Raw genomic sequence first — 19,129 nt, 5'->3', positions numbered from 1 at the left:
GCCGCCTTTCTGCGGCTGAACTGAGACAGATCTCGGCTGTTTACGGGGAGACAGTGCCGAACCTGGCGATCTGCTCGGTCTGAGCGGAAACGGCTCGAGCGGGCCGGAAGCAGAGGCCTGAGCCAGTCTCCTCAGGCCTCTGTTCCGCGCAGGATGAGGGGGAGCCGGTTCGGCGCGCCGGGTGCGAGCCGGACCGGGATCCCCCAGTCCTGCTGGTGGACGTGGCAGGCGGGGAAGAAGTCCGCATCGTCTTCGGCGCCCTCCAGCGGTTCGTCGCAGGAGGCTGCCTTGACGGAGACGTGCAAGACGCCTGATTCCAGCTTGTCGTTGAGGACGAGCGTGCGGCGCAGTGACGTGTCCCGGCCCGCTCCGGAGCGGAGGAATTCCGGTGGGGAGGCGGAGACGACGAGTTGGGTGGACGGGCCGTAGCGCTCGTCGAGCTTCTGGCCCGCCGGTGGTTCGAAGACCACGGACAGCTCCAGCTCTCCCGGCGCGAGGTCGGTGGCGGGACGCTGGGTGCGGTAGGCCGCGGACTCGACGCGCAGGGCCTCGTCGGGTACGCGTACGCGCGTGAGGCGGTGTGCGGCCGACTCGACCACGAGCAGGTCGCCGTCGGCCAGGACCGCGTCGGAGGGTTCGCGCAGTCCGGTGATCAAAGTGCTGACCTGGCTGGTGGCCGGGTCGTACCGGCGGATCGCGCCGTTGTACGTGTCGCTGATCGCGATGGAGCCGTCCGGGAGGGCGGTCACTCCCAGCGGGTGTTGCAGCAGAGCCTGGTCCGCGGCGCCGTCACGCAACCCGAAGTCGAAGAGGCCCTGGCCGACGAGCGTCGTGACCGTGCCGGCCGTCAGGTCGAGGCGGCGCAACGCGGAGGATTCGGAGTCGGCGATCCAGACGCGGCCGTCCGCGTCCACGGTCAAGCCGGAGGGCTGGGAGAACCAGGCCTCGCCGAGCGGGCCGTCCACGAGCCCTTCGTTCGTCGTGCCGGCGAGTACGGACACTGTCTCGTTCGCCGGATCGTAGACCCACACCTGGTGGATGCCCGCCATGGCGATGATGACGCGGCCGTCGACGACTGCCAGATCCCAGGGCGAGGAAAGGTCGACCTCGCGCGCCGGGCCGCTGGTCGCGGAACCCTGGGACCACTGGTGGCTCGTTCCGGCGAGCGTCCTGACCTCTCCCGTGCTCAGGTCGATCGTGCGCAAGGCGTGGTTTACCGTGTCCGCCACGAGTGCGGTGTGCTCGTCGAGCAGGCAGAGGCCCTGCGGCTCGCTGAACCGCGCCTCCTGCGCCTTTCCGTCCAGCAGACCGCGCTCACCCGATCCGAAGCGACGCAGCACGCTCTCGCCGTCAGCGTCGAGTTCGACCACTGAGTGGTGCGCCGTGTCAGACACCAGATACGTACCCCCAGGCAGCGCGATTACCTTGCCCGGAAAGCGCAGCGCGGTTGGTTCGGGCTGCGGCGGCACGTAAGGGCTGTCGCCGCGACGCAGCGTGCCCTTGGCTTCGTGCTCTGCGACAAGCTCGCGCAGCAGCGTACGCAGGCCGTGCGCGTGTCCCTCACCGGACATTTGCGCGACGACATAACCCTCCGGGTCGATGACACTGAGAGTCGGCCACGCGCGGACCGCGTATGCCTTCCAGGTGCTCAATTCCGGGTCGTCGAGCACCGGATGCCTGACGTCGTAACGCTCGCAGGCCGCGACCAGCGCGTCATGATCGGCCTCGTGCACGAATTTCGGCGAGTGCACCCCGACGACGACCAGCACGTCGGCGAACTCGGCCTCGATCTCGCGCAGCTCGTCCAGCACGTGCAGGCAGTTAGCGCAGCAGAAGGTCCAGAAGTCGAGCAGCACGATCCGGCCGGACAGATCCGGCTCGCCGGCCACGCCGTCGTGGCCGACCGCGGTGTTGATCCAGCTGCGGCCGGTCAGCTTCGGCGCGCGGACGCGGGGCTGCCTGAGGTTACGCATTGTTCGATTCTAGTCGGACTAGTACGAGTGACCGGTGCCGTAGTGATTGTTGCTCCAGCGATCGTTACTCCGGTGATCGTTACCGCAGTGATCGCTTAGAGTCGGCGGTCCTTGAGCACGGGGAAGCTTTCCCGAGTGCTGGCCACCAGAGCGGGATCGAACTCGGCGTAGACGATCTGCTCGCCCTCGCCGCCCTCGGCCAGGATGTCGCCCCACGGATCGATCACCATCGAGTGCCCGGCCATCTCCACCCCGGCTTGGGTGCCGACCGCGCTGCACGCCAGCACGAACACCTGGTCCTCGATCGCGCGGGCCCGCAGCAGCGTGCGCCAGTGCTGGACCCGGCGGGCCGGCCAGGCCGCGACTTGCAGCACGGTCTGCACGCCGGCGTCCAGCAGGCCGCGGTACAGCTCGGGGAAGCGCACGTCGTAGCAGGTGGCCAGGCCGACCTTGGTGATGACCGTGTCATCGAGGTCCAGCAGGTCGAAGCTGACCAGCTGTTCGCCCGGCGACATCACCGCCGCCTCGCCCTGGTCGAAGCCGAAGCGGTGGATCTTGCGGTAGCCGGCCAGCAGCTCCCCCTCGGCGTCGAAGACCAGGGAGGTGTTGTACAGCTTGCCGTCCGGCGTGCGCTCGACGATCGAGCCCGCGTGCAGCACGACGCCGCAGTCCATCGCCGCCTCGCGCATCACCTGCGCGGTCTCGCCGTGCAGCGGCTCCGCGCCCTTGTGCCATGGCTCGGGGTCGAACGCCCCATGCAGCCAGAGCTCGGGCAGGGCGACGAGGTCGGAGCCGTCCTCGGCGGCTTCGTGCACCTTGGCCACGGCCAGCTCGCGACTCTTCTCGGGCGCGCGGCCAAGGTCCACGTCGAACTGAATCAGGGCAGCCTTCACACCAGGGAAACTACCGGGTCCGCCAGCACGCGGCCAATGTCGCGCAGGAACTTGGAACCAAGCTCCCCGTCGATCAGGCGGTGGTCGAAGGACAGGCCGAGTGTGGTGACCCAGCGCGGCTTGATCTTCGCCTTGCCGTGCTTGTCGGTGACCACCCACGGCTGCTGCTTGATCGCGCCGAAGGCCAGGATCGCCGCCTCGCCGGGGTTGAGGATCGGCGTGCCGGTGTCCACGCCGAAGACGCCCACGTTGGTGATCGTGATCGTGCCGCCGGTGAGGTCTTCGAGCGCTGTCTTGCCCTCGCGCGCGGTCGCGGTCAGCTGCCCGAGCGCGACGGCGAGGTCACGCAACGGCAGCCGCTCGGCGCCCTTGATGTTGGGCACGATCAGCCCGCGCGGCGTGGCAGCGGCGATGCCGAGGTTCACCGACCCGTGGATCACGATCTCCTGCGCGGCCTCGTCCCAGGACGCGTTGACCTCCGGGTGCTTGGCCACCGCGAGCAGCAGTGCCTTGGCGACCAGGAGCAGCGGGGAGACCTTCACGTCCGCGAACTCGGGCAGCGCCTTGAGCCGCGCGACGAGCTTCATCGTGCGGGTCACGTCGAGGGTCAGGAACTCGGTCACGTGCGGAGCGGTGAACGCAGAGGAGACCATCGCAGCCGCAGTGGCCTTACGCACTCCCTTGATCGGTACGCGGCGAGTCTCGCCCACAGCCGGGATCATGGGGTGTGATCCGACGCGCGGCGCGGTTGCGCGGGCCGCTGCGCGTTCCACCTCTTCGCGAGTGATCACACCGTCTTCGCGCTCAGGCGCGATCGTCGTAAGGTCCACGCCGAGATCCTTGGCCAGTTTGCGCACCAAAGGCTTGGCCAGGACGTACGTCGGACGGGTCGTCACCGGCTCGGGCGCTGCAGGCCGCTCCACGCGGATCGGCGTCGGCGCGGGGGCCGGATTCGGAGGCGGCGTCGGCACGACGGGCGCCGGGGCCGCAGCGGACTCATGCCCGTGCGACGGGGCCGGCTTACGCGAACGGCGCTTGGTCGAGCCGTGCGCGACTCCGTAGCCGACGAGCACCGGCTCGCGCTTGGCCTCCGTGCCGCCGCCCGACGAGCCTTGCGACGGTCCACCGCTCGACGAGCCGTTGCTCGCCGCGGGCGCGGCGCCGGCCGGAGCCGATCCGCCCGGCTCCGCGTCGGCGGTCTCGATCGAGATGATCGGCGTGCCGACGTCCACCGTGCTGCCCTGCTCGACCAGCAGTTCGCGCACGACGCCGGCGAACGGCGAGGGCAGCTCAACGGCCGCCTTCGCGGTCTCGATCTCCACCAGCGTCTGGTTGACCTTCACCTCGTCCCCGACCGCGACGACCCATTGCAGGATCTCCGCCTCGGTCAGGCCTTCGCCCACGTCGGGCAGCCGGAATTGCTTGATCGCCATGCTTCGGCTCCCCTCTCGTCAGTGGTCGAAGGCGCGGTCGACGGCGTCGAGCACGCGGTCGAGGTCGGGCAGGTAGGTCTCCTCGATCCGGGATGGCGGATAGGGAGTGTGGAAGCCGCCGACCCGGCCGACCGGGGCCTCGAGCCGGTAGAAGCAGCGGTCGGTCACCTGAGCGGCCAGCTCCGCGCCGAGGCCGAAGAAGACCGGCGCCTCGTGCACGACCACGAGCCGGCCCGTGCGGTTGACCGATTCCGCGACAGTGTCCACGTCGAGCGGGGAGATGGTGCGCAGATCGATGACTTCGAGCGAGCGCCCCTCCTCCTCGGCGGCGCGGGCCGCGTCGAGGCAGGTACGCACCATCGGGCCGTGTGCGGCGAGAGTCAGGTCGGTACCCGGTCGCACGACGACGGCCTGGTCGAAGCCGTACGACGGGGCGGCCGTTTCGTCGAGCTGTGCCTTATCCCAGTACCGGCGCTTCGGTTCGAAGAAGATGACCGGATCGTCGGACTCGATGGCCTGCTGGATCATCCAGTAGCCGTCGACCGGGTTTGAGCAGGCCACGATGCGCAGCCCGGCGGTGTGCGCGAACAGCGCCTCTGGAGACTCGGAGTGATGCTCGACCGCGCCGATGCCGCCGCCGAACGGGATCCGGATGACGATCGGCACGCGCATCTTGCCGAGTGAACGCGCGTAGAGCTTGGCGACCTGCGTGGTGATCTGGTCGAAGGCCGGGAAGACGAAGCCGTCGAACTGGATCTCGCAGACCGGCCGGTAGCCACGCAGCGCCAGGCCGATGGCGGCGCCGATAATGCCGGACTCGGCCAGCGGGGTGTCGATGACGCGGGCGTCGCCGAAGTCCTTCTGCAGGCCGTCGGTGACCCGGAAGACGCCGCCGAGCTTTCCGATGTCCTCGCCCATGAGCACGACCTTCGGGTCCTGCTCCATGGCCCGGCGCAGGCCCTTGTTCAGCGCCTTGGCGAGGGTGACCGGTGCGGTCGAGGGGCTTTCGGAGATCGCGGTGGGGCTCATCGGGCGACCTCCTCGTCGTTGAAGCTCTCGAGGTACGCGGCAAGCTGCTTTCGCTCGGCCTCGACCTGCGCGTGCGGGCCGGTGTACGCGTAATCGAACATGCTCAGCGGGTGCGGATCCGGCAGCGCGAGGCAGCCGGCGCGGATCTCGGCGGCCAGTTCGTCCGCCTCGGCCTCGACCTCGGCGAAGAACGCGTCGTCGGCCTGGCCTTCCCGCACGAGGTAGGTGCGCAGCCGGGCGAGCGGGTCACGGGCACGCCAGAGTTCGACCTCGTCGTTACCGCGGTAGCGGGTCGGGTCGTCGGACGTGGTGTGCGCGCCCATGCGGTACGTGTATGCCTCGATCAGCGTCGGGCCGTTACCGGTGCGGGCACGGTCAAGGGCGGCGCGCGTTACGGCGAGGCAGGCGAACACGTCGTTGCCGTCTACGCGGATGCCGGGGAAACCGAACCCGGAGGCGCGGCGGAACAGCGGCACGCGGCTCTGCCGTTCGGTCGGCTCGGAGATCGCCCACTGGTTGTTCTGGCAGAAGAACACCACCGGGGCGTTGTAGGAGGCGGCGAACACGAACGCCTCGTTGACGTCGCCCTGCGAGGAGGCGCCGTCGCCGAAGTAGGCGATCACTGCGTCGTCGGAGCCGTCCCGCTGGATGCCCATCGCGTAACCCACGGCGTGCAGCGTCTGCGAGCCGATCACGATGGTGTACAGCATGAAGTTCTTCTCGTTCGGGTCCCAGCCGCCGTTGTTGACCCCGCGGAACATGCCCAGCAGGTTGATCGGCGGGACACCGCGGGTCCACGCGACGCCGTGCTCCCGGTAGGTGGGGAAGGCGAAGTCGCCCGGCCGCATCGCCCGGCCTGACCCGACCTGCGCCGCCTCCTGGCCCAGCAGCGAGGCCCACAGGCCTAGCTCGCCCTGGCGCTGGAGCGCGGTGCCCTCGGCGTCCACCCGGCGCACCAGGACCAGGTCCCGGTACAGCGCGCGGGCCTGCTCGGCGTCCACGTCGAGCGGATAGTCCGGATGGCTTCGGCGTTCACCCTCAGGGGTGAGCAACTGGATGAGCGGGAGCTCGTCTGCGGCTCCGTGCCCATCGGCCGCGGCCGGCTCCGGTACGGGTACCGGATCAGGCGCCGGGGCCTGCGCGGACCGGCGGGAGCGCGCCGGGGTCCGTGTCGTCACGTTCTTCACTCCTCATCGTCGGCGAGGACCACGGAGGTCTTCCGCGGTGGCGTCCTCAAGGCGGCCGGCACGGCGCCGTGCACCGCGCACTCGCCGTGCGCGGCCGATCGTCGCCGGTCGGTCGCTCCGTGTTCCCGGGGTCGCCGGGCGCGGTTGGATCGTTGCCGGGTCGCCGCGCCGCCGCCTTGGGTGTCGGCCGGCGAACGCGTTGACGAGGGTCACGTTACCGACCGGTTGCGTCCGTCGAACAGTGCCCACCGGACTAATCGGAAGCGCAACACTTGTCCGGTGGGGTTAAGAGCGAACTCTTAACACCTTCCCACCCGGAACTATGGTCAGACTTGGTGCTGCCTCAGGCGCGCACTCTCGGGCGTGCTCTGTCTGGCGGCGCTCTCTCAGGCAGCGCTCTCTCAGGCGAAGCGCGCGGCGACCGCGACGGCCAGGTCGTTGGCCTCCGGCTCGCCAATGGTGACGCGGACGCCCTCGCCGGCGAACGGGCGCACGGTCACGCCCGCCTCCTCGCAGGCCGCGGCGAACTTCTCGGTCGCGTCGCCGAGCCGCAGCCAGTAGAAGTTGGCCTCGGTGTGCGGGACCTCGACGCCGTGCGCGCGCAACGCGGCCAGCACCCGGGTGCGCTCGGCGACCAGCGCGTCGACCCGCTCGGCCAGTGCGTCGCGCGCGCGCAGCGAGGCGACCGCGGCAGCCTGCGCGACCAGGTTCACGCCGAAGGGCACCGCACAGGCACGCAGCGCGGCGGCCACCGGCGGCTGCGCGACCGCGAAGCCGATGCGCAGTCCGGCCAGGCCGTAGGCCTTGGAGAAGGTGCGAAGAACACAGACATTCGCCCGATCGCGGTATAGCTCCAGGCCGTCGACCACCTCGGGGTCGCGGTTGAACTCGCGGTAGGCCTCGTCGATCACGACGAGCACGTCCGAGGGCACCCGGTCCAGGAAGCGCTCCAGTTCGGCGCGGTGCACCACGGTGCCGGTCGGGTTGTTCGGGGTGCAGACGAAGATCAGGCGGGTGCGCTCGGTGATCGCGTCGGCCATCGCGTCGAGGTCGTGCTTCTCGTCGCGCAGGGGTACCTGGATCGAGGTCGCGCCGGCGATCTGGGTCAGGATCGGGTACGCCTCGAAGGACCGCCAGGCGTACACGACCTCGTCGCCCGGACCCGCGGTGACCTGGAGCAGTTGCTGCGCGACGCCGACCGAACCGGTGCCGACGGCCAGGTGCTCGACCGGCACGTCGTAGTAGCCGGACAGCTCGTTGAGCAGTGCGGACGAGGCGAAGTCGGGATAGCGGTTGATCGATCCGGCGGCCGCGGTCGCGGCTTCGAGCACCCCGGGCAGCGGCGGGTACGGGTTCTCGTTCGAGGCGAGCTTGTAGGACGGCCCCTGGCCGGGAGCGGGCGCCTTGCCCGCCTTGTAGGCCGGCAGCCCGGCCACCGCCGCGCGCAGCCTCGGCTCGGACGCAGCGCCGGTCGAGTTGGTACCGGTCGCGCCGGTATCGGTCGCGTTGGTGTCGGACACCCTCGAATCGCTCACCACAGCCCGCTTTCTCCGCGTTCAAGAACCGGCGGGATCCGCCGCCCGGCTCAGCGTACGACGCCGGCGGGTCTTGGTCATCCAGGAAGCTGCCTACTAGCCGCAGATGCGAATAGTTTGCAATAGTGGGCTCATGAGCCAATCCGTGACCGCGGTGGAAGCGGCCCCCTCCGGGCGCCGGACGAGCCTGATAGGCCGCGTACGCAGCGCCCTTACTCCCGCGGAGTGGTATCGCCTCTCCGGGATGGGCGGCTTCATCCTGCTGTTGCACGTGATCGGTTGGGGCATCATCGCGTCCGTCGCGTCCCGCCACTACTCGCTCGGCAATACGGCGTTCGGCGTGGGAACCGGTCTGACCGCATACACGCTCGGCATGCGTCACGCGTTCGATGCGGACCACATCGCCGCGATCGACAACACGACCCGCAAGCTGATGTCCGAAGGCAAGCGGCCGCTCTCCGTCGGCTTCTGGTTCTCCCTCGGGCACTCCTCGGTCGTCTTCGGCCTCGCGGTGCTGCTCGCATTCGGGGTCAAGGCCGTGGTCGGGCCGGTCAAGAACGACAACTCCCAGCTGCACCACTACACCGGCGTGATCGGCACCACGGTCTCCGGCGGCTTCCTCTATTTGATCGCGGCGGTCAACGTGGTGATCCTTTGGGGCATCCTCAAGGTGTTCCGCGCGATGCGCCGCGGCGAGTTCGACGAGGCCGCGCTGGAGGAGCATCTGGCCAACCGTGGTCTGATCAACCGGCTGCTCGGCCGGGTGATGCGGGCGATCCGCAAGCCGTGGCAGATGTACCCGGTCGGGCTGCTGTTCGGCCTCGGCTTCGACACCGCCACCGAGGTCGCCTTCCTGGTGCTGGCCTCGACCAGCGCACTGGCCGGGCTGCCCTGGTACGCGATCCTCTCGCTGCCGGTGCTGTTCGCGGCCGGGATGAGCCTGCTCGACACGATCGACGGCTCGTTCATGAACTTCGCCTACGGCTGGGCCTTCGCCAACCCGGTGCGCAAGGTGTACTACAACCTGACGATCACCGGGCTCTCGGTGGCCGTGGCGCTGATCGTCGGCACCGTGGAGCTGCTCGGCCTGCTCGCTCAGCAGCTCAACTACACCGGGGCGTTCTGGTCCTGGATCGCCGGGCTGAATCTGAACACCGTCGGCTTCGTCATCGTCGGCCTCTTCATCGCCACCTGGGTCATCGCGCTGGCGGTGTGGAAGTTCGGCCGGATCGAGGAGCGCTGGCGCACCGAGGGCTGAGCCGTCACACCGCCGCGTCAGGTCAGGCCGTCACCCCGCGCTCTCACACCGCGCCGGTCGACTGCTTGCTCACCAGCAGCCGGTTGGCCGCGAGGATCAGGCTGTCCACCGCCTTGGCGGACCAGCGCACGTCCGGACTGCGTAGCGTCGAGGCCAGTTGCTCCGGGGTGAGCACCGTGACGCCGAGCATGTTGCGCGGCGTGCCCGGCAGCTTGTCCATGTGCACGGCCAGCAGCGGCTGCACCGTGACAATGCCGACCTCCTCGTCGAGCGCGGCCGCCTCCGTCAACGCCTCGCCCAGCGCCCGTGCCTGCTCGACCAGCCGCTTGAACATCGGCGCCTGGTCGACGTGGTTCACGTACATCACCGCGCCGAACATCCGCACGTCGTGGTCGTGCCACTGCTTCGAGTCGATGAGGAAGGCGCCGCGCGGCGAGAGCACGAGGTGCTCGATCTCGAACGGTTCGCCGAAGCCGGTGAGCATCCGGTCGTGCAGCACCGTCGCGCGGCCCCGGATCTCCACGGCGCGCAGCACCTTGCCGGTCTCCGACTCGGCCGCGGCCCGCTCCCGTACGCGCACGAGCGCGTCCGGCTTGCGGAACAGCACGTCGAGCACCGCGGCGGTGCCCAGCACGAAGTAGAGCACGCCGAACAGCGGAAAATGCGTCGAGTAGCCGGCGATGATGGAGACGGCCACGATCAAGGGGCCCCACCACAGTGCCGACAGCGCCGCAGAGCGCCGGCGCGTCGCGATCCAGGCCCCATAGCGCTGCGTATAAGCGGCTTGCAAGCTCTGACCAGCGCGCGGTGGACCGTCCCGACGTGCCGCCCGGCCGATCGTGGCCATCGGCAACCTCCTAGAAACCACGGGTAGTCGACGCCGCCTCGCGTGTCCCCGCGGCGACCGTCGAAACCCTTCTCAGCACGTTAGCGGCATACAGACACACGCGGCAGGGATACCGGAAGACCGCTTTCTCCCACTACCCTCACATCTCATGGTTGACCTGTCCGATTCGGTGGCCGCAGTGGGCGACGTGCACGGCTGCGTGGCTCCGCTGCGTGAGGCGCTGTACCGCGCCGGATTCATCGACGAGCGGGAGCGCTGGATCGGTGAAGACGCCCGGCTTTGGTTCCTCGGCGACCTCACCGACCGCGGCCCGGACGGCATCGGCGTGCTCGATCTGGTCATGTCGTTGCAGGCGCAGGCGGCCGACCACGGCGGCGAGGTGGGCTGCCTGCTCGGCAACCACGAGCTCATGCTGCTCGCCGCGCATCTGCCCGAAGGCCGCAAGCTGCGGCTGATGCAGTCCGGCGACGACGACGTGCACGCGCTGTTCCGCGAGCGCTGGTTCGGCAACGGCGGCCAGGACGCCGACTCCAGCCGGCTGACCGACGCGCACCTGGAGTGGATCGCCAAGCTGCCGGCCATGGCGCTGATCAACGGACACCTGCTCGTGCACGCGGACACGGTCGGGTACCTCGAGTTCGGCGAATCCGTCGAGGCGGTGAACGAGAGCATCGCGGCCCTGCTCAGCGACCCGGTGGACGTCGAGGAGATCGACCGTCTCACGCACCTGATGACCAAGCGTTTCGCCTTCGCCTCCGACGACGGGATAGCTGCCCGCGAGTTCCTGCGCACCTTCGGCGGCAGGCAGCTCGTCCACGGCCATTCCCCGATCCCGCTGCTGCTCGGGATCGAGCCGCACGCGGTAACCGGACCCTTGGTGTACGCGGGGGGCTACGCGGTCAACCTCGACACCGGCCTCTTCCTCGGCGGCCCGTGCTTGGTGTGCGGCCTTCCCTCCGTACCCAAAGAGCTTCCCTGATATCGAAGCCAATCCTGATATCAGGAATCCGCTGATACCCCGTTCGTCACGGCTTCAAGCCAGTTGATTCAGGCGGGTTGCACCTCGACGGCGGAGGCGGTTGGGGCGGCCGGGGTCAGGCCGAGCCGCTCCGGGTCCCAGATCCGCTCGCACAGCGCGCGGTACAGCCGCTGGCGTTCAGTGATCGAGGTGATTCCGAAGGTGTGCGGGTACGCGCGGAAGTGGTCGGCCAGGCCGTTGCGCACCACGAACCTGCGGAATGACGGATTGCGTTCGTAGCACAGCGGATGCAGCGAGCGCGCTAGCAGATTCTGCGCACGGTAGTGCTCTGCTTTGAGCGAGTAAGGATCGTCCCGGAACGCCGCGTTGATCTCCTTGGGCAGCAACAACAGTGCCCCGAATCGGTTGCGCACGACGCGGAACCGCTCCGGCGTGCCGACCTCGTCGGCGTAAGGGCCGAAGTGGTCGGCCCAGATGTGTTCGATCTCGTACGGTCGGCCGGACGGCCCGAAGCCGAGGTAGTCCACGATCAGATCCGGCTGCCCGCACTGGGTTTCCACCCACTGCGTCATCCGCGCGAGCAGGTAGCGCACCTGCTTGCGGTTGTCCGAGCGCAGCCCAAAAGTCTCCAGGCCGGCGAAGTCGTGTTCGAGCCCGGACACCTCGGCGGCCAACAGCGCGCGCACCGACTCAAGGCTCTGCGCCGCGCGCAGCGGCTCCACCAACGCGCCGATCTGCCGGGCCAGGTCTCCGGATTGCAGCCCGGCGTAGTTGGCCATCCGGCGGGCCAGCAGCAGATCGCAGAACGCGGCGACGAGGCGGGCCTTCTCCCGGAACACGGTGTCCGAGTCGTTCGGCCCGATCGCCGCCATGATCAGCGTGAGCTGGTGGGTGAAGCCGTTGGCCGCGTTGTAGAAGACCGGCTCAAGGCCCTTGGCTGGCACGGCGCAGGCCTCGACCAGCGCCCGGTAGCGGTCCGCCAGAGGCCTGATGGTGTCCCGGATGAACACCCGGTAGTCGCGCGGACGCACCAGGCCGACCGCGTCGGTGTTCTGCCGCACCCACTCGTGGAACGCGGTGGAGATCCGCTCCGCGGTAGCCGGTTCCGCGGGCGCGTACCTGGCCAGCAGCACGGTCTTGACGAAGTCGCCGGGCGCCTGGTCGTCGGTGACCGCGAGCTGCGACATGGTGCGCCGCCAGATCGCGTTCAGCGCGCTGTGATCCTTGTCCGCGCGCGAGAGCAGGAAGGACTTGAGCAGGTCGAGCGGGGTCAGCCGGGCGCCCCGGTCGTTCATCGACTCGAAGATCTCCCAGCCGTGGTCCCGGTTGCGCGCGGTGATCTCGACCAGGAACACCCGCTCCAGGAGCCAGTCCACGAAGAAGGGCAGCGCCTCGCCGCGCAGCGCGGCCGGGAAGTCCTCGACCAGTTCCCGGTAGCGCTGGCACATGGTGCGCACCGCGAGCGGGGTCAGCTCGATGACCGGGAAGTCGCGTCCGGCACGCAGCGCGCGCAGCGCGGGCTCGCGTTCGTCTACGTGCACAGTGAACGTCGGCACGCCGTACTGCACGGTGCAGATCATGTTGTCCAGCACGGCCGCGCCGGCGTGGTCCTCGAAGTCGGTGAGCCGATGCCGCAGGTGGATCAGCAGCAGAAGCAGGGTCGTGAAACGCTGCTGGCCGTCGACGAGGTATGACACACCCGGGGCGGGATAGGTGACGAAGGGACCGAGGAAGTAGGGCCGGTACCCGGCGACGTCCTCCCGGTCGTGGTCCGGCCGCCACTGCTCAAGGAAGCGGCCGGACAGGTCCTGTAGGAGGTCGCCGACGTGCGTGCGGCTCCAGTCGTATTCACGCTGGTAGTGTTCGAGCCCGTACCTGCGTCCGGTGAACAGTTCCCTGACGGTGTGCCCCCGGCCGTCGATGCGGTCCTGCCTGTCGTTGCTCGAGAACGCGGCCTTGGTCGTCAAAATGCAGCCTTGAACATGATCCTGGCGTCCCCTTGTGCAAGACGCGGAACGCGGGCCACGGGAAAGCGCCTTCGAGCGCTGCTTTCACTCCAGTGCGCCTCTTGCCCACCCTGTCTTCGGGAACATGCCCAGGTCAGCGGGTAGGAAAACCAGACGGCGGGTTACGAATGAGTGAAGCGATCAAGGCGGTCCACCCCGTTTGATGCGAAGCGCCGAGGCCCTTGCCGGTGTCCCCGTGGAAATATTCGAAGAACCACGGGCGGTCCCGCCATCGCGGGTCTGACTGCAAGAGGGCTGATTCAGCCGACGCCGCGTCCGATTCCGGGGCGTCGGCGCCGACCGGTCCGAGTACCGGACGGGTGCCCTCGGGGCCGAGCCGGAAGATGCCGATCAGCCGCTGCCGCAACTCCTCCGCGAAGCCGGCCCGATCCACGTTCGGCACGCCAGGCACCGGGTGCCGGGTCACCGCGAGGGCCGGGCCGACTCGGCAGATCGCCTCGTACACCAGGTAGTTGAGCGGCAGCCAGACCGGGCCGCGCCAGTTGGAGTTGCCGCCGAACATGCCGGAGCGGGATTCGCCGGGTTCGTAGTCGACGCTCGCGGTGTAGCCGTCGAGGTCGACAGAGAACGGATGCTCCAGGTGGTAGCGCGAAAGCGAGCGCAGGCCGTGCGGGGAGAAGAACTCCGCCGGGTCGCTGAGCCGCTGCAGCATCCGGGCCGCCTGCACGTCGTCGGCGAGTGAGAAGACGATGCCGCCGGCGGCATGCGGCCGCGTGACGGCGCGGGCGTACTCGGGGCGGCGGGTGGTGAACTCCTCCAGGTGCGCGGTGAAGCGGGGCAGCCGCTTGAGGGTGTCGGCGTCCACGGCGATCGCGGCGAGCAGCGGCACCGCGCCGACCATCGAGCGCACCCGCATGACCACCGGTTCGTCGCCGTCGCGGCGCAGCCGGTCGTAGTAGTAGCCGTCCTGCTCGTCCCAGAGCCCGCAGTCGTTGATCGCCTTGGCGATGTAGGCGTAGTGCTCGGCGAACTTGCAGGCCATCTCCTCGTAGATGGGCTCCTGGGCGGCCAGTTCGATGGAGATCGCGAGCATGTAGAGGCAGTAGGAGGCCATCCAGCCGGTGCCGTCGGACTGTTCGAGCACGCCGGCCACCGGCAGCTTGGAGCGGTCGAAGACCCCGATGTTGTCGAGGCCGAGGAATCCGCCCTCGAAGATGTTGTCCTCGCCCTCGTCCTTGCGGTTGACCCAGAAGGTGAAGTTCAGCAGCAGCTTGTGGAAGCAGGCCTTGAGGAACTCGCGGTCGCCGCCGACGGCCCGGTGCACTCGCATCGCGGCCCAGGCGAAGACCGGTGGGTTCATGTCGTCGAAGTCCCACTCGTAGGCCGGGAACAGGCCGTTCGGGTGCTGATAGCGCTGCGAGAGGTAGGTGTAGAGCTGCTCCTTCGCGCAGCCGGGATCCACCTCGGCCATCACGGCGCAGTGGAAGGCCAGGTCCCAGGAGGCGAACCAGGGGTACTCCCAGGGATCGGGCATCAGCAGCACGTCGCGGGCCCAGAAGTGGTCCCAGCCGGCGTTGCGGTCGTGAGCGCGGTGGTCGGGAGGGAGCGGTTGCGCCGGATCGCCGCGCAGCCAGCGGTGCACGTCGTAGTGGTAGAACTGTTTGGACCAGATCAGACCGCTGAAGGCCTGGCGCATGATCCGGGCGTCGTCCGGGGTGGCGTCGTCCGGCGTGAGGCCCGCGTAGAACTCGTCGGCCTCGCGCTCGCGATCGGCCAGCGTCGAGCCGTGGTCGGACAGAGTGGCGCCCTCGGCGGCCAGCCAGAGGTTGATCTCGCGCCGTTCACCGGGCGCGAGATCCAGCACATAGTGCAACGCGCCCTTGGTGCCGGTGCGCTCCGGATTGACGGTGTCGGCACCGCCGACGATGTGGTCGCCGATGCCGTCCTTCGGGTACGGAGTCCGGTTCTCAGCGCCGAACAGCAGAGCCGCGTTCGTTTCGTTGTCGCAGAGCAGCGCCGGGGGTGTCTGACCGGAAGCGTCGGACAGCGCGAGGGCGCCGTCGAGGTGCGGGTGTTTCGCGGTCAGCCTGCCGGACTCGCCGACGATCATCAGCCCTGATGTGTCAACGGCGTCCTCGATGTCGGGCGCGCGCCCCCAGGACCACATGTCCCGGAACCACAGGTGCGGTAGCACGTGCAGCGTCGCGGCGTCGGGCCCGGCGTTCTCCACAGTGACGCGGATGGCATACGCGTCCGGCGCCGCCTTCGCGTAGTCGGCGGTGATGACGAAGTAGCGGTCGTCGGCGAAGATCCCGGTGTCGACGAGCTCGTACTCCGGGTCGTCCTTACCGCGCGCCGCGTTCTGCTCACGCAGCTGTTGATACGGGAACTCGGCCTGCGGGTAGTGGTAGCGCCAGCGCAGCCACGACCCGGTCGGCGTCGCGTCCTCGTACCACCAGTAGTCCTTGGCGTCCTCGCCGTGGTTGCCCTCGGCGTTGCCCAGGCCGAAGGCCCGTTCCTTGAGGATCGGGTCGCGCCCGTTCCAGAAGGCCAGCGCGAAGCACCAGTCCTGGTTGAGGTTGCACAGCCCGGCCAGGCCGTCCTCGCTCCACCGGTAGGCGCGGGAGCGCGCGTGCTCGAACGGGAAGTAGCGCCAGGCGTCGCCGTCTGCGCTGTAGTCCTCCCGCACGGTGCCCCACGCGCGCTCCGACAGGTAGGGGCCCCATTCGCGCCAGGGCTCTGCTCCGTCGTCCGCCGCCTTCAGCCGCCGCTGCTCCGCATTCTGCTTCTTAACGGACCCAGGCTCATGCACCTGACCAGTCTTACCCGACCGGGGCTGCGGCCGCGCTCCGAATCTGGTGGGTGATGCGCATCGAGCAGAAGTGCGGGCCGCACATCGAGCAGAAGTGCGCCTGCTTGGCGGGCTCGGCCGGCAGCGTCTCGTCGTGGAAGGACCGGGCCGTGGTCGGGTCGAGGGCCAGGTTGAACTGGTCCTCCCAGCGGAACTCGAAGCGGGCGTCGGACAGCGCGTCGTCCCAGGCCTGGGCGCCCGGGTGGCCCTTGGCCAGGTCGGCGGCGTGTGCGGCGATCTTGTAGGCGATCATGCCCTGCTTGACGTCCTCGAGGTCCGGCAGGCCGAGGTGCTCCTTCGGGGTGACGTAGCAGAGCATCGCGGTGCCGTACCAGCCGATCATCGCCGCGCCGATCGCGGAGGTGATGTGGTCGTATCCGGGAGCGATGTCGGTGGTCAGCGGGCCCAGAGTGTAGAAGGGCGCGTCATCGCACAGCTCCTTCTGCAGCTCCACGTTCTCCCGGATCTTGTGCATCGGCACGTGTCCGGGTCCTTCGATCATCACCTGCACGTCGAGCTCGCGGGCGATCCGGCCCAGCTCGCCGAGGGTCCTCAGCTCAGCCAGCTGCGCCTCGTCATTGGCGTCGTAGATGGAGCCGGGGCGCAGGCCGTCGCCGAGGGAGTAGGTGACGTCGTACTCGCGCAGGATCTCGGACAGCTCGGCGAAGTGGTCGTAGAGGAAGTTCTCCCGGCCGTGCGCGATCATCCAGGCGGCGAGGATCGAGCCGCCGCGCGAGACGATGCCGGTCTTGCGGCGCGCGGTCAGCGGCACGTAGTCGCGGCGGACGCCGGCGTGCACGGTCATGTAGTCGACGCCTTGCTCGCACTGCTCGATGACCGTGTCCCGGTAGACCTCCCAGGACAGCTCCTCGGCCTTGCCGCCGACCTTCTCCAGTGCCTGATAGATCGGCACGGTGCCGACCGGGACCGGCGAGTTGCGCAGGATCCACTCGCGGGTCTGGTGGATGTCGCGCCCGGTGGACAGGTCCATGATGGTGTCCGCGCCCCAGCGGGTCGCCCACACCATCTTCTCCACCTCCTGCTCGATCGAGGAGGTCACGGCGGAGTTGCCGATGTTGGCGTTGACCTTCACCAGGAACGCCTCGCCGATCACCATCGGTTCGATCTCGGGGTGGCGGAGGTTGGCCGGGATGACGGCGCGGCCGGCGGCCACCTCGTCACGCACCTTCTCGACCGGGACGCCCTCGCGCAGCGCGATGAACTCCATCTCGGCGGTCACCTCGCCGCGACGCGCGTAAGACAGCTGCGTTCCGCTCGGCCGCGTCCCGTTCTGGCGCGCGGTGATCCACGGCTCGCGGAGCTTGGGCAGCCCCGCGCGTACGTCGGTCTTCAGGGAAGGGTCGGTGTAAGGGCCCGACGTGTCGTACAGCACGACGCTGTCACCAGTCGACAGGACGACCTCACGCATCGGGACGCGGATGTCACCAAAGGAGTTTGTGCTGCTCAGATAGGTCTTGCGAATCTCGGACACAGTCGCCCACGCTCCCTACGCCGGCATTACCCGGACAGGTTCATGCGGTCGGCGACAACGGCTTGTGCAGGCCTGAAGCCTGGCCAGTCGCCCTCTCAGCCCGGTCGGTTCCGAGCTCCCGCGGTCTTTAGTTGTCCCGGTCACCCTAGCGCGGGCAGCGCGCAGCGCAAGGAGAGGGCGGAGCGATTGCTTCCTAAGTCCGACCGGCCGTCCGGCGGCGAAAGCGTCGCCGGACGAGCCGGGTGCGGATCAGTAGTCGCGGCGGTTGCGGATCTGCCGACGCCGGTAGGCGGGCAGCGAGTTCATGAACCGCCGGTACCCGTACCAGAGCACGCCTACCGCCCCGACGGCGAGCGCGACGAAGAACAGCGAGCTGAACACCGCGGTGACCAGCGCGATGACGATCTTGGCGGCGATCACCACACCGGCGACCGCGAGCACAGCCTTCAGCCAGGTTGGCATCTGCCTTCCCCAACCCCTTCAAGAGCCTCAGGACGCCGCGCGTCACGGCGTCTACCGGAAGAACGTTCGGGCTCTCGCCCCCGTTCCCGATCCACGATATATCGCGTTAGGCGGCTACGCCAGTGTCCGTTGGACCCTCGTTGCGGCCGTTCGCGCGGGCCGTTCGCAGGCAAGCGCCGCCTCGAAGCAGAAGCCGCCGCCTCGAAGTAGAAGCCGCGTCGACGTAGAAGACCGGCCGGACTGCGGCCGCGGAGCGTGTGGGAATATGCCCGGCGCCAGACGCGCCTAAGCCCGCCGGGACCTAGCGCACCCCGGCGGGCTGTCAAGCGCCTCGCCGCACAGCCCTTGCGTGCTGCGGCGTGGCTGGTGTTTCTGAGCGCTTGCGCGCGTTACTCGTGTTGCTATTGCTACCTGCTGATACCAGAGTGTCGCACTGAAACCTCTGATACGGCAGAGCATTGACTGCTGCCGCACTATCGCAGCGGTCGGTTGTGACGGCCGTGATGTACACCGGCTGTCGGGATCGCGGATCAGGCCTTCTTGGCGCGCGTCGAAGCGCGCTTCGCGGGGGCCTTCTTGGCGGGCCTCTTGGCGGCGGCCGGTGCCTTCTTCGCGGTCGCCTTGCGAGCCGGACGCGCAGCCGGGGCGGGGGTCTCCTCCGCCTCGACCTGAGCGGTCACGGTAGCGAACGCGCTGCGGCACTTCTCCAGCAGCTTGCGCAGCGACTGCTGGTCCGCCTTGCTGAGCTGCCCGTTGAGCAGCTCCTCGACCTCGAGGATCTTCTTGTCGGCGCGGCCGAGCAATCTCTTGCCCGCCGCGGTGATGTTGGTCTCCATCGCGCGGCCCTGACCCGGTACGGTGCGCCGCTCGATGAGGCCCTTGACGGTCAGGTTGCCCAGAACCGTCGTCATCGTCTGCGGAGTCACCAGGCACCGGCGGGCGAGTTCGGCCCCGCTGATACCCGGCGTGTCAGCGATCACCAACAGCGCCGAGTACTGCGGGACGGTCAGGCCCATCGGGCGCAGTGCCGCGTCCTTCGCTCCGGAGAGCTCTTGCTCAAGGCTCTTGACCATGTGGCCGAGCCGGTCATCCACTGCTGTCATGGCGTCGATCATATCCTGTGTCGCACAAAATGCCCGTTTTTGCGGCGGGCTCTGACGCGGATGGGTGATACACAACGCTCTGCGAGCGCCACCCGTACCCTTCTACAACAGCTTGCCACA

At 68.8% G+C, this 19,129-nt stretch carries 14 protein-coding genes; 2 read left to right on the top strand and 12 right to left on the bottom strand.

The features are described from left to right. Positions 1-131: 131 nt before the first annotated feature. From VFA06_RS11775 to hisC, 6 genes are all read right to left on the bottom strand, one after another. Positions 132-1,973 (bottom strand): NHL domain-containing thioredoxin family protein, encoded by a 1,842-nt coding sequence (locus tag VFA06_RS11775; protein WP_324840535.1) that lies wholly within the window; start codon positions 1,971-1,973, stop codon positions 132-134. Between the two features lie 95 nt (positions 1,974-2,068). Next, positions 2,069-2,866 carry a carbon-nitrogen family hydrolase gene (locus tag VFA06_RS11770; RefSeq protein ID WP_324840534.1) on the bottom strand — a complete coding sequence of 266 codons (798 nt, stop codon included), beginning with the start codon at positions 2,864-2,866 and terminating at the stop codon, positions 2,069-2,071. Then, the gene (locus tag VFA06_RS11765; protein WP_324840533.1) at positions 2,863-4,299 is read right to left on the bottom strand and encodes a dihydrolipoamide acetyltransferase family protein; all 1,437 of its coding nucleotides are present in this window, start codon (positions 4,297-4,299) and stop codon (positions 2,863-2,865) included. The genes VFA06_RS11770 and VFA06_RS11765 overlap by 4 nt, the downstream gene beginning before the upstream one ends. Before the next feature lie 18 nt (positions 4,300-4,317). Next, on the bottom strand, positions 4,318-5,328 hold the full coding sequence (locus VFA06_RS11760; protein WP_324840532.1) for an alpha-ketoacid dehydrogenase subunit beta: 1,011 nt from the start codon (positions 5,326-5,328) through the stop codon (positions 4,318-4,320). After that, positions 5,325-6,515, bottom strand: coding sequence for a pyruvate dehydrogenase (acetyl-transferring) E1 component subunit alpha (gene pdhA / locus VFA06_RS11755; protein ID WP_414639874.1), 1,191 nt, complete (start codon positions 6,513-6,515; stop codon positions 5,325-5,327). The genes VFA06_RS11760 and pdhA overlap by 4 nt, the downstream gene beginning before the upstream one ends. Positions 6,516-6,916: 401 nt before the next feature. After that, on the bottom strand, positions 6,917-8,035 hold the full coding sequence (hisC, locus tag VFA06_RS11750; protein ID WP_349260154.1) for a histidinol-phosphate transaminase: 1,119 nt from the start codon (positions 8,033-8,035) through the stop codon (positions 6,917-6,919). Between the two features lie 148 nt (positions 8,036-8,183). Here hisC and VFA06_RS11745 point away from each other — a divergent pair, with 148 nt between their 5' ends. Beyond that, positions 8,184-9,308 carry a HoxN/HupN/NixA family nickel/cobalt transporter gene (locus tag VFA06_RS11745; protein ID WP_324840529.1) on the top strand — a complete coding sequence of 375 codons (1,125 nt, stop codon included), beginning with the start codon at positions 8,184-8,186 and terminating at the stop codon, positions 9,306-9,308. Between the two features lie 43 nt (positions 9,309-9,351). Here the strand turns inward: VFA06_RS11745 and VFA06_RS11740 are convergent, their stop codons facing one another. Further along, entirely contained in the window at positions 9,352-10,155 is an 804-nt protein-coding gene (locus VFA06_RS11740) for a nuclease-related domain-containing protein (RefSeq protein WP_324840528.1), read from the bottom strand. A 148-nt stretch (positions 10,156-10,303) separates the two neighbouring features. On the opposite strand from VFA06_RS11740, the gene VFA06_RS11735 reads away from it, so the two are divergent. Further along, on the top strand, positions 10,304-11,134 hold the full coding sequence (locus VFA06_RS11735; protein WP_324840527.1) for a metallophosphoesterase family protein: 831 nt from the start codon (positions 10,304-10,306) through the stop codon (positions 11,132-11,134). A 68-nt stretch (positions 11,135-11,202) separates the two neighbouring features. On the opposite strand, the gene VFA06_RS11730 is transcribed toward VFA06_RS11735, so the two are convergent. The 5 genes from VFA06_RS11730 to VFA06_RS11710 form a co-directional block, all read right to left on the bottom strand. Further along, a complete protein-coding gene (locus VFA06_RS11730) occupies positions 11,203-13,101 on the bottom strand; it encodes a DUF262 domain-containing protein (RefSeq protein WP_324840526.1) in 1,899 nt (632 codons plus the stop codon). 133 nt (positions 13,102-13,234) lie between these two features. Continuing rightward, entirely contained in the window at positions 13,235-15,913 is a 2,679-nt protein-coding gene (locus VFA06_RS11725) for an MGH1-like glycoside hydrolase domain-containing protein (protein WP_324840525.1), read from the bottom strand. Positions 15,914-15,923: 10 nt separating this feature from the next. Then, a complete protein-coding gene (gene thiC / locus VFA06_RS11720) occupies positions 15,924-17,444 on the bottom strand; it encodes a phosphomethylpyrimidine synthase ThiC (RefSeq protein ID WP_324840524.1) in 1,521 nt (506 codons plus the stop codon). A gap of 249 nt (positions 17,445-17,693) precedes the next feature. Then, positions 17,694-17,906 (bottom strand): hypothetical protein, encoded by a 213-nt coding sequence (locus tag VFA06_RS11715; protein WP_324840523.1) that lies wholly within the window; start codon positions 17,904-17,906, stop codon positions 17,694-17,696. Between the two features lie 530 nt (positions 17,907-18,436). Next, on the bottom strand, positions 18,437-19,009 hold the full coding sequence (locus tag VFA06_RS11710) for a MarR family winged helix-turn-helix transcriptional regulator (protein ID WP_324840522.1): 573 nt from the start codon (positions 19,007-19,009) through the stop codon (positions 18,437-18,439). Positions 19,010-19,129: the final 120 nt, after the last annotated feature.

It is taken from the genome of Actinocrinis sp. (assembly GCF_035653575.1).
GTDB lineage: Bacteria > Actinomycetota > Actinomycetes > Streptomycetales > Catenulisporaceae > Actinocrinis.
Note: the sequence above shows the minus strand (reverse complement) of the source record. Positions and strands in the feature narration are given on the sequence as shown.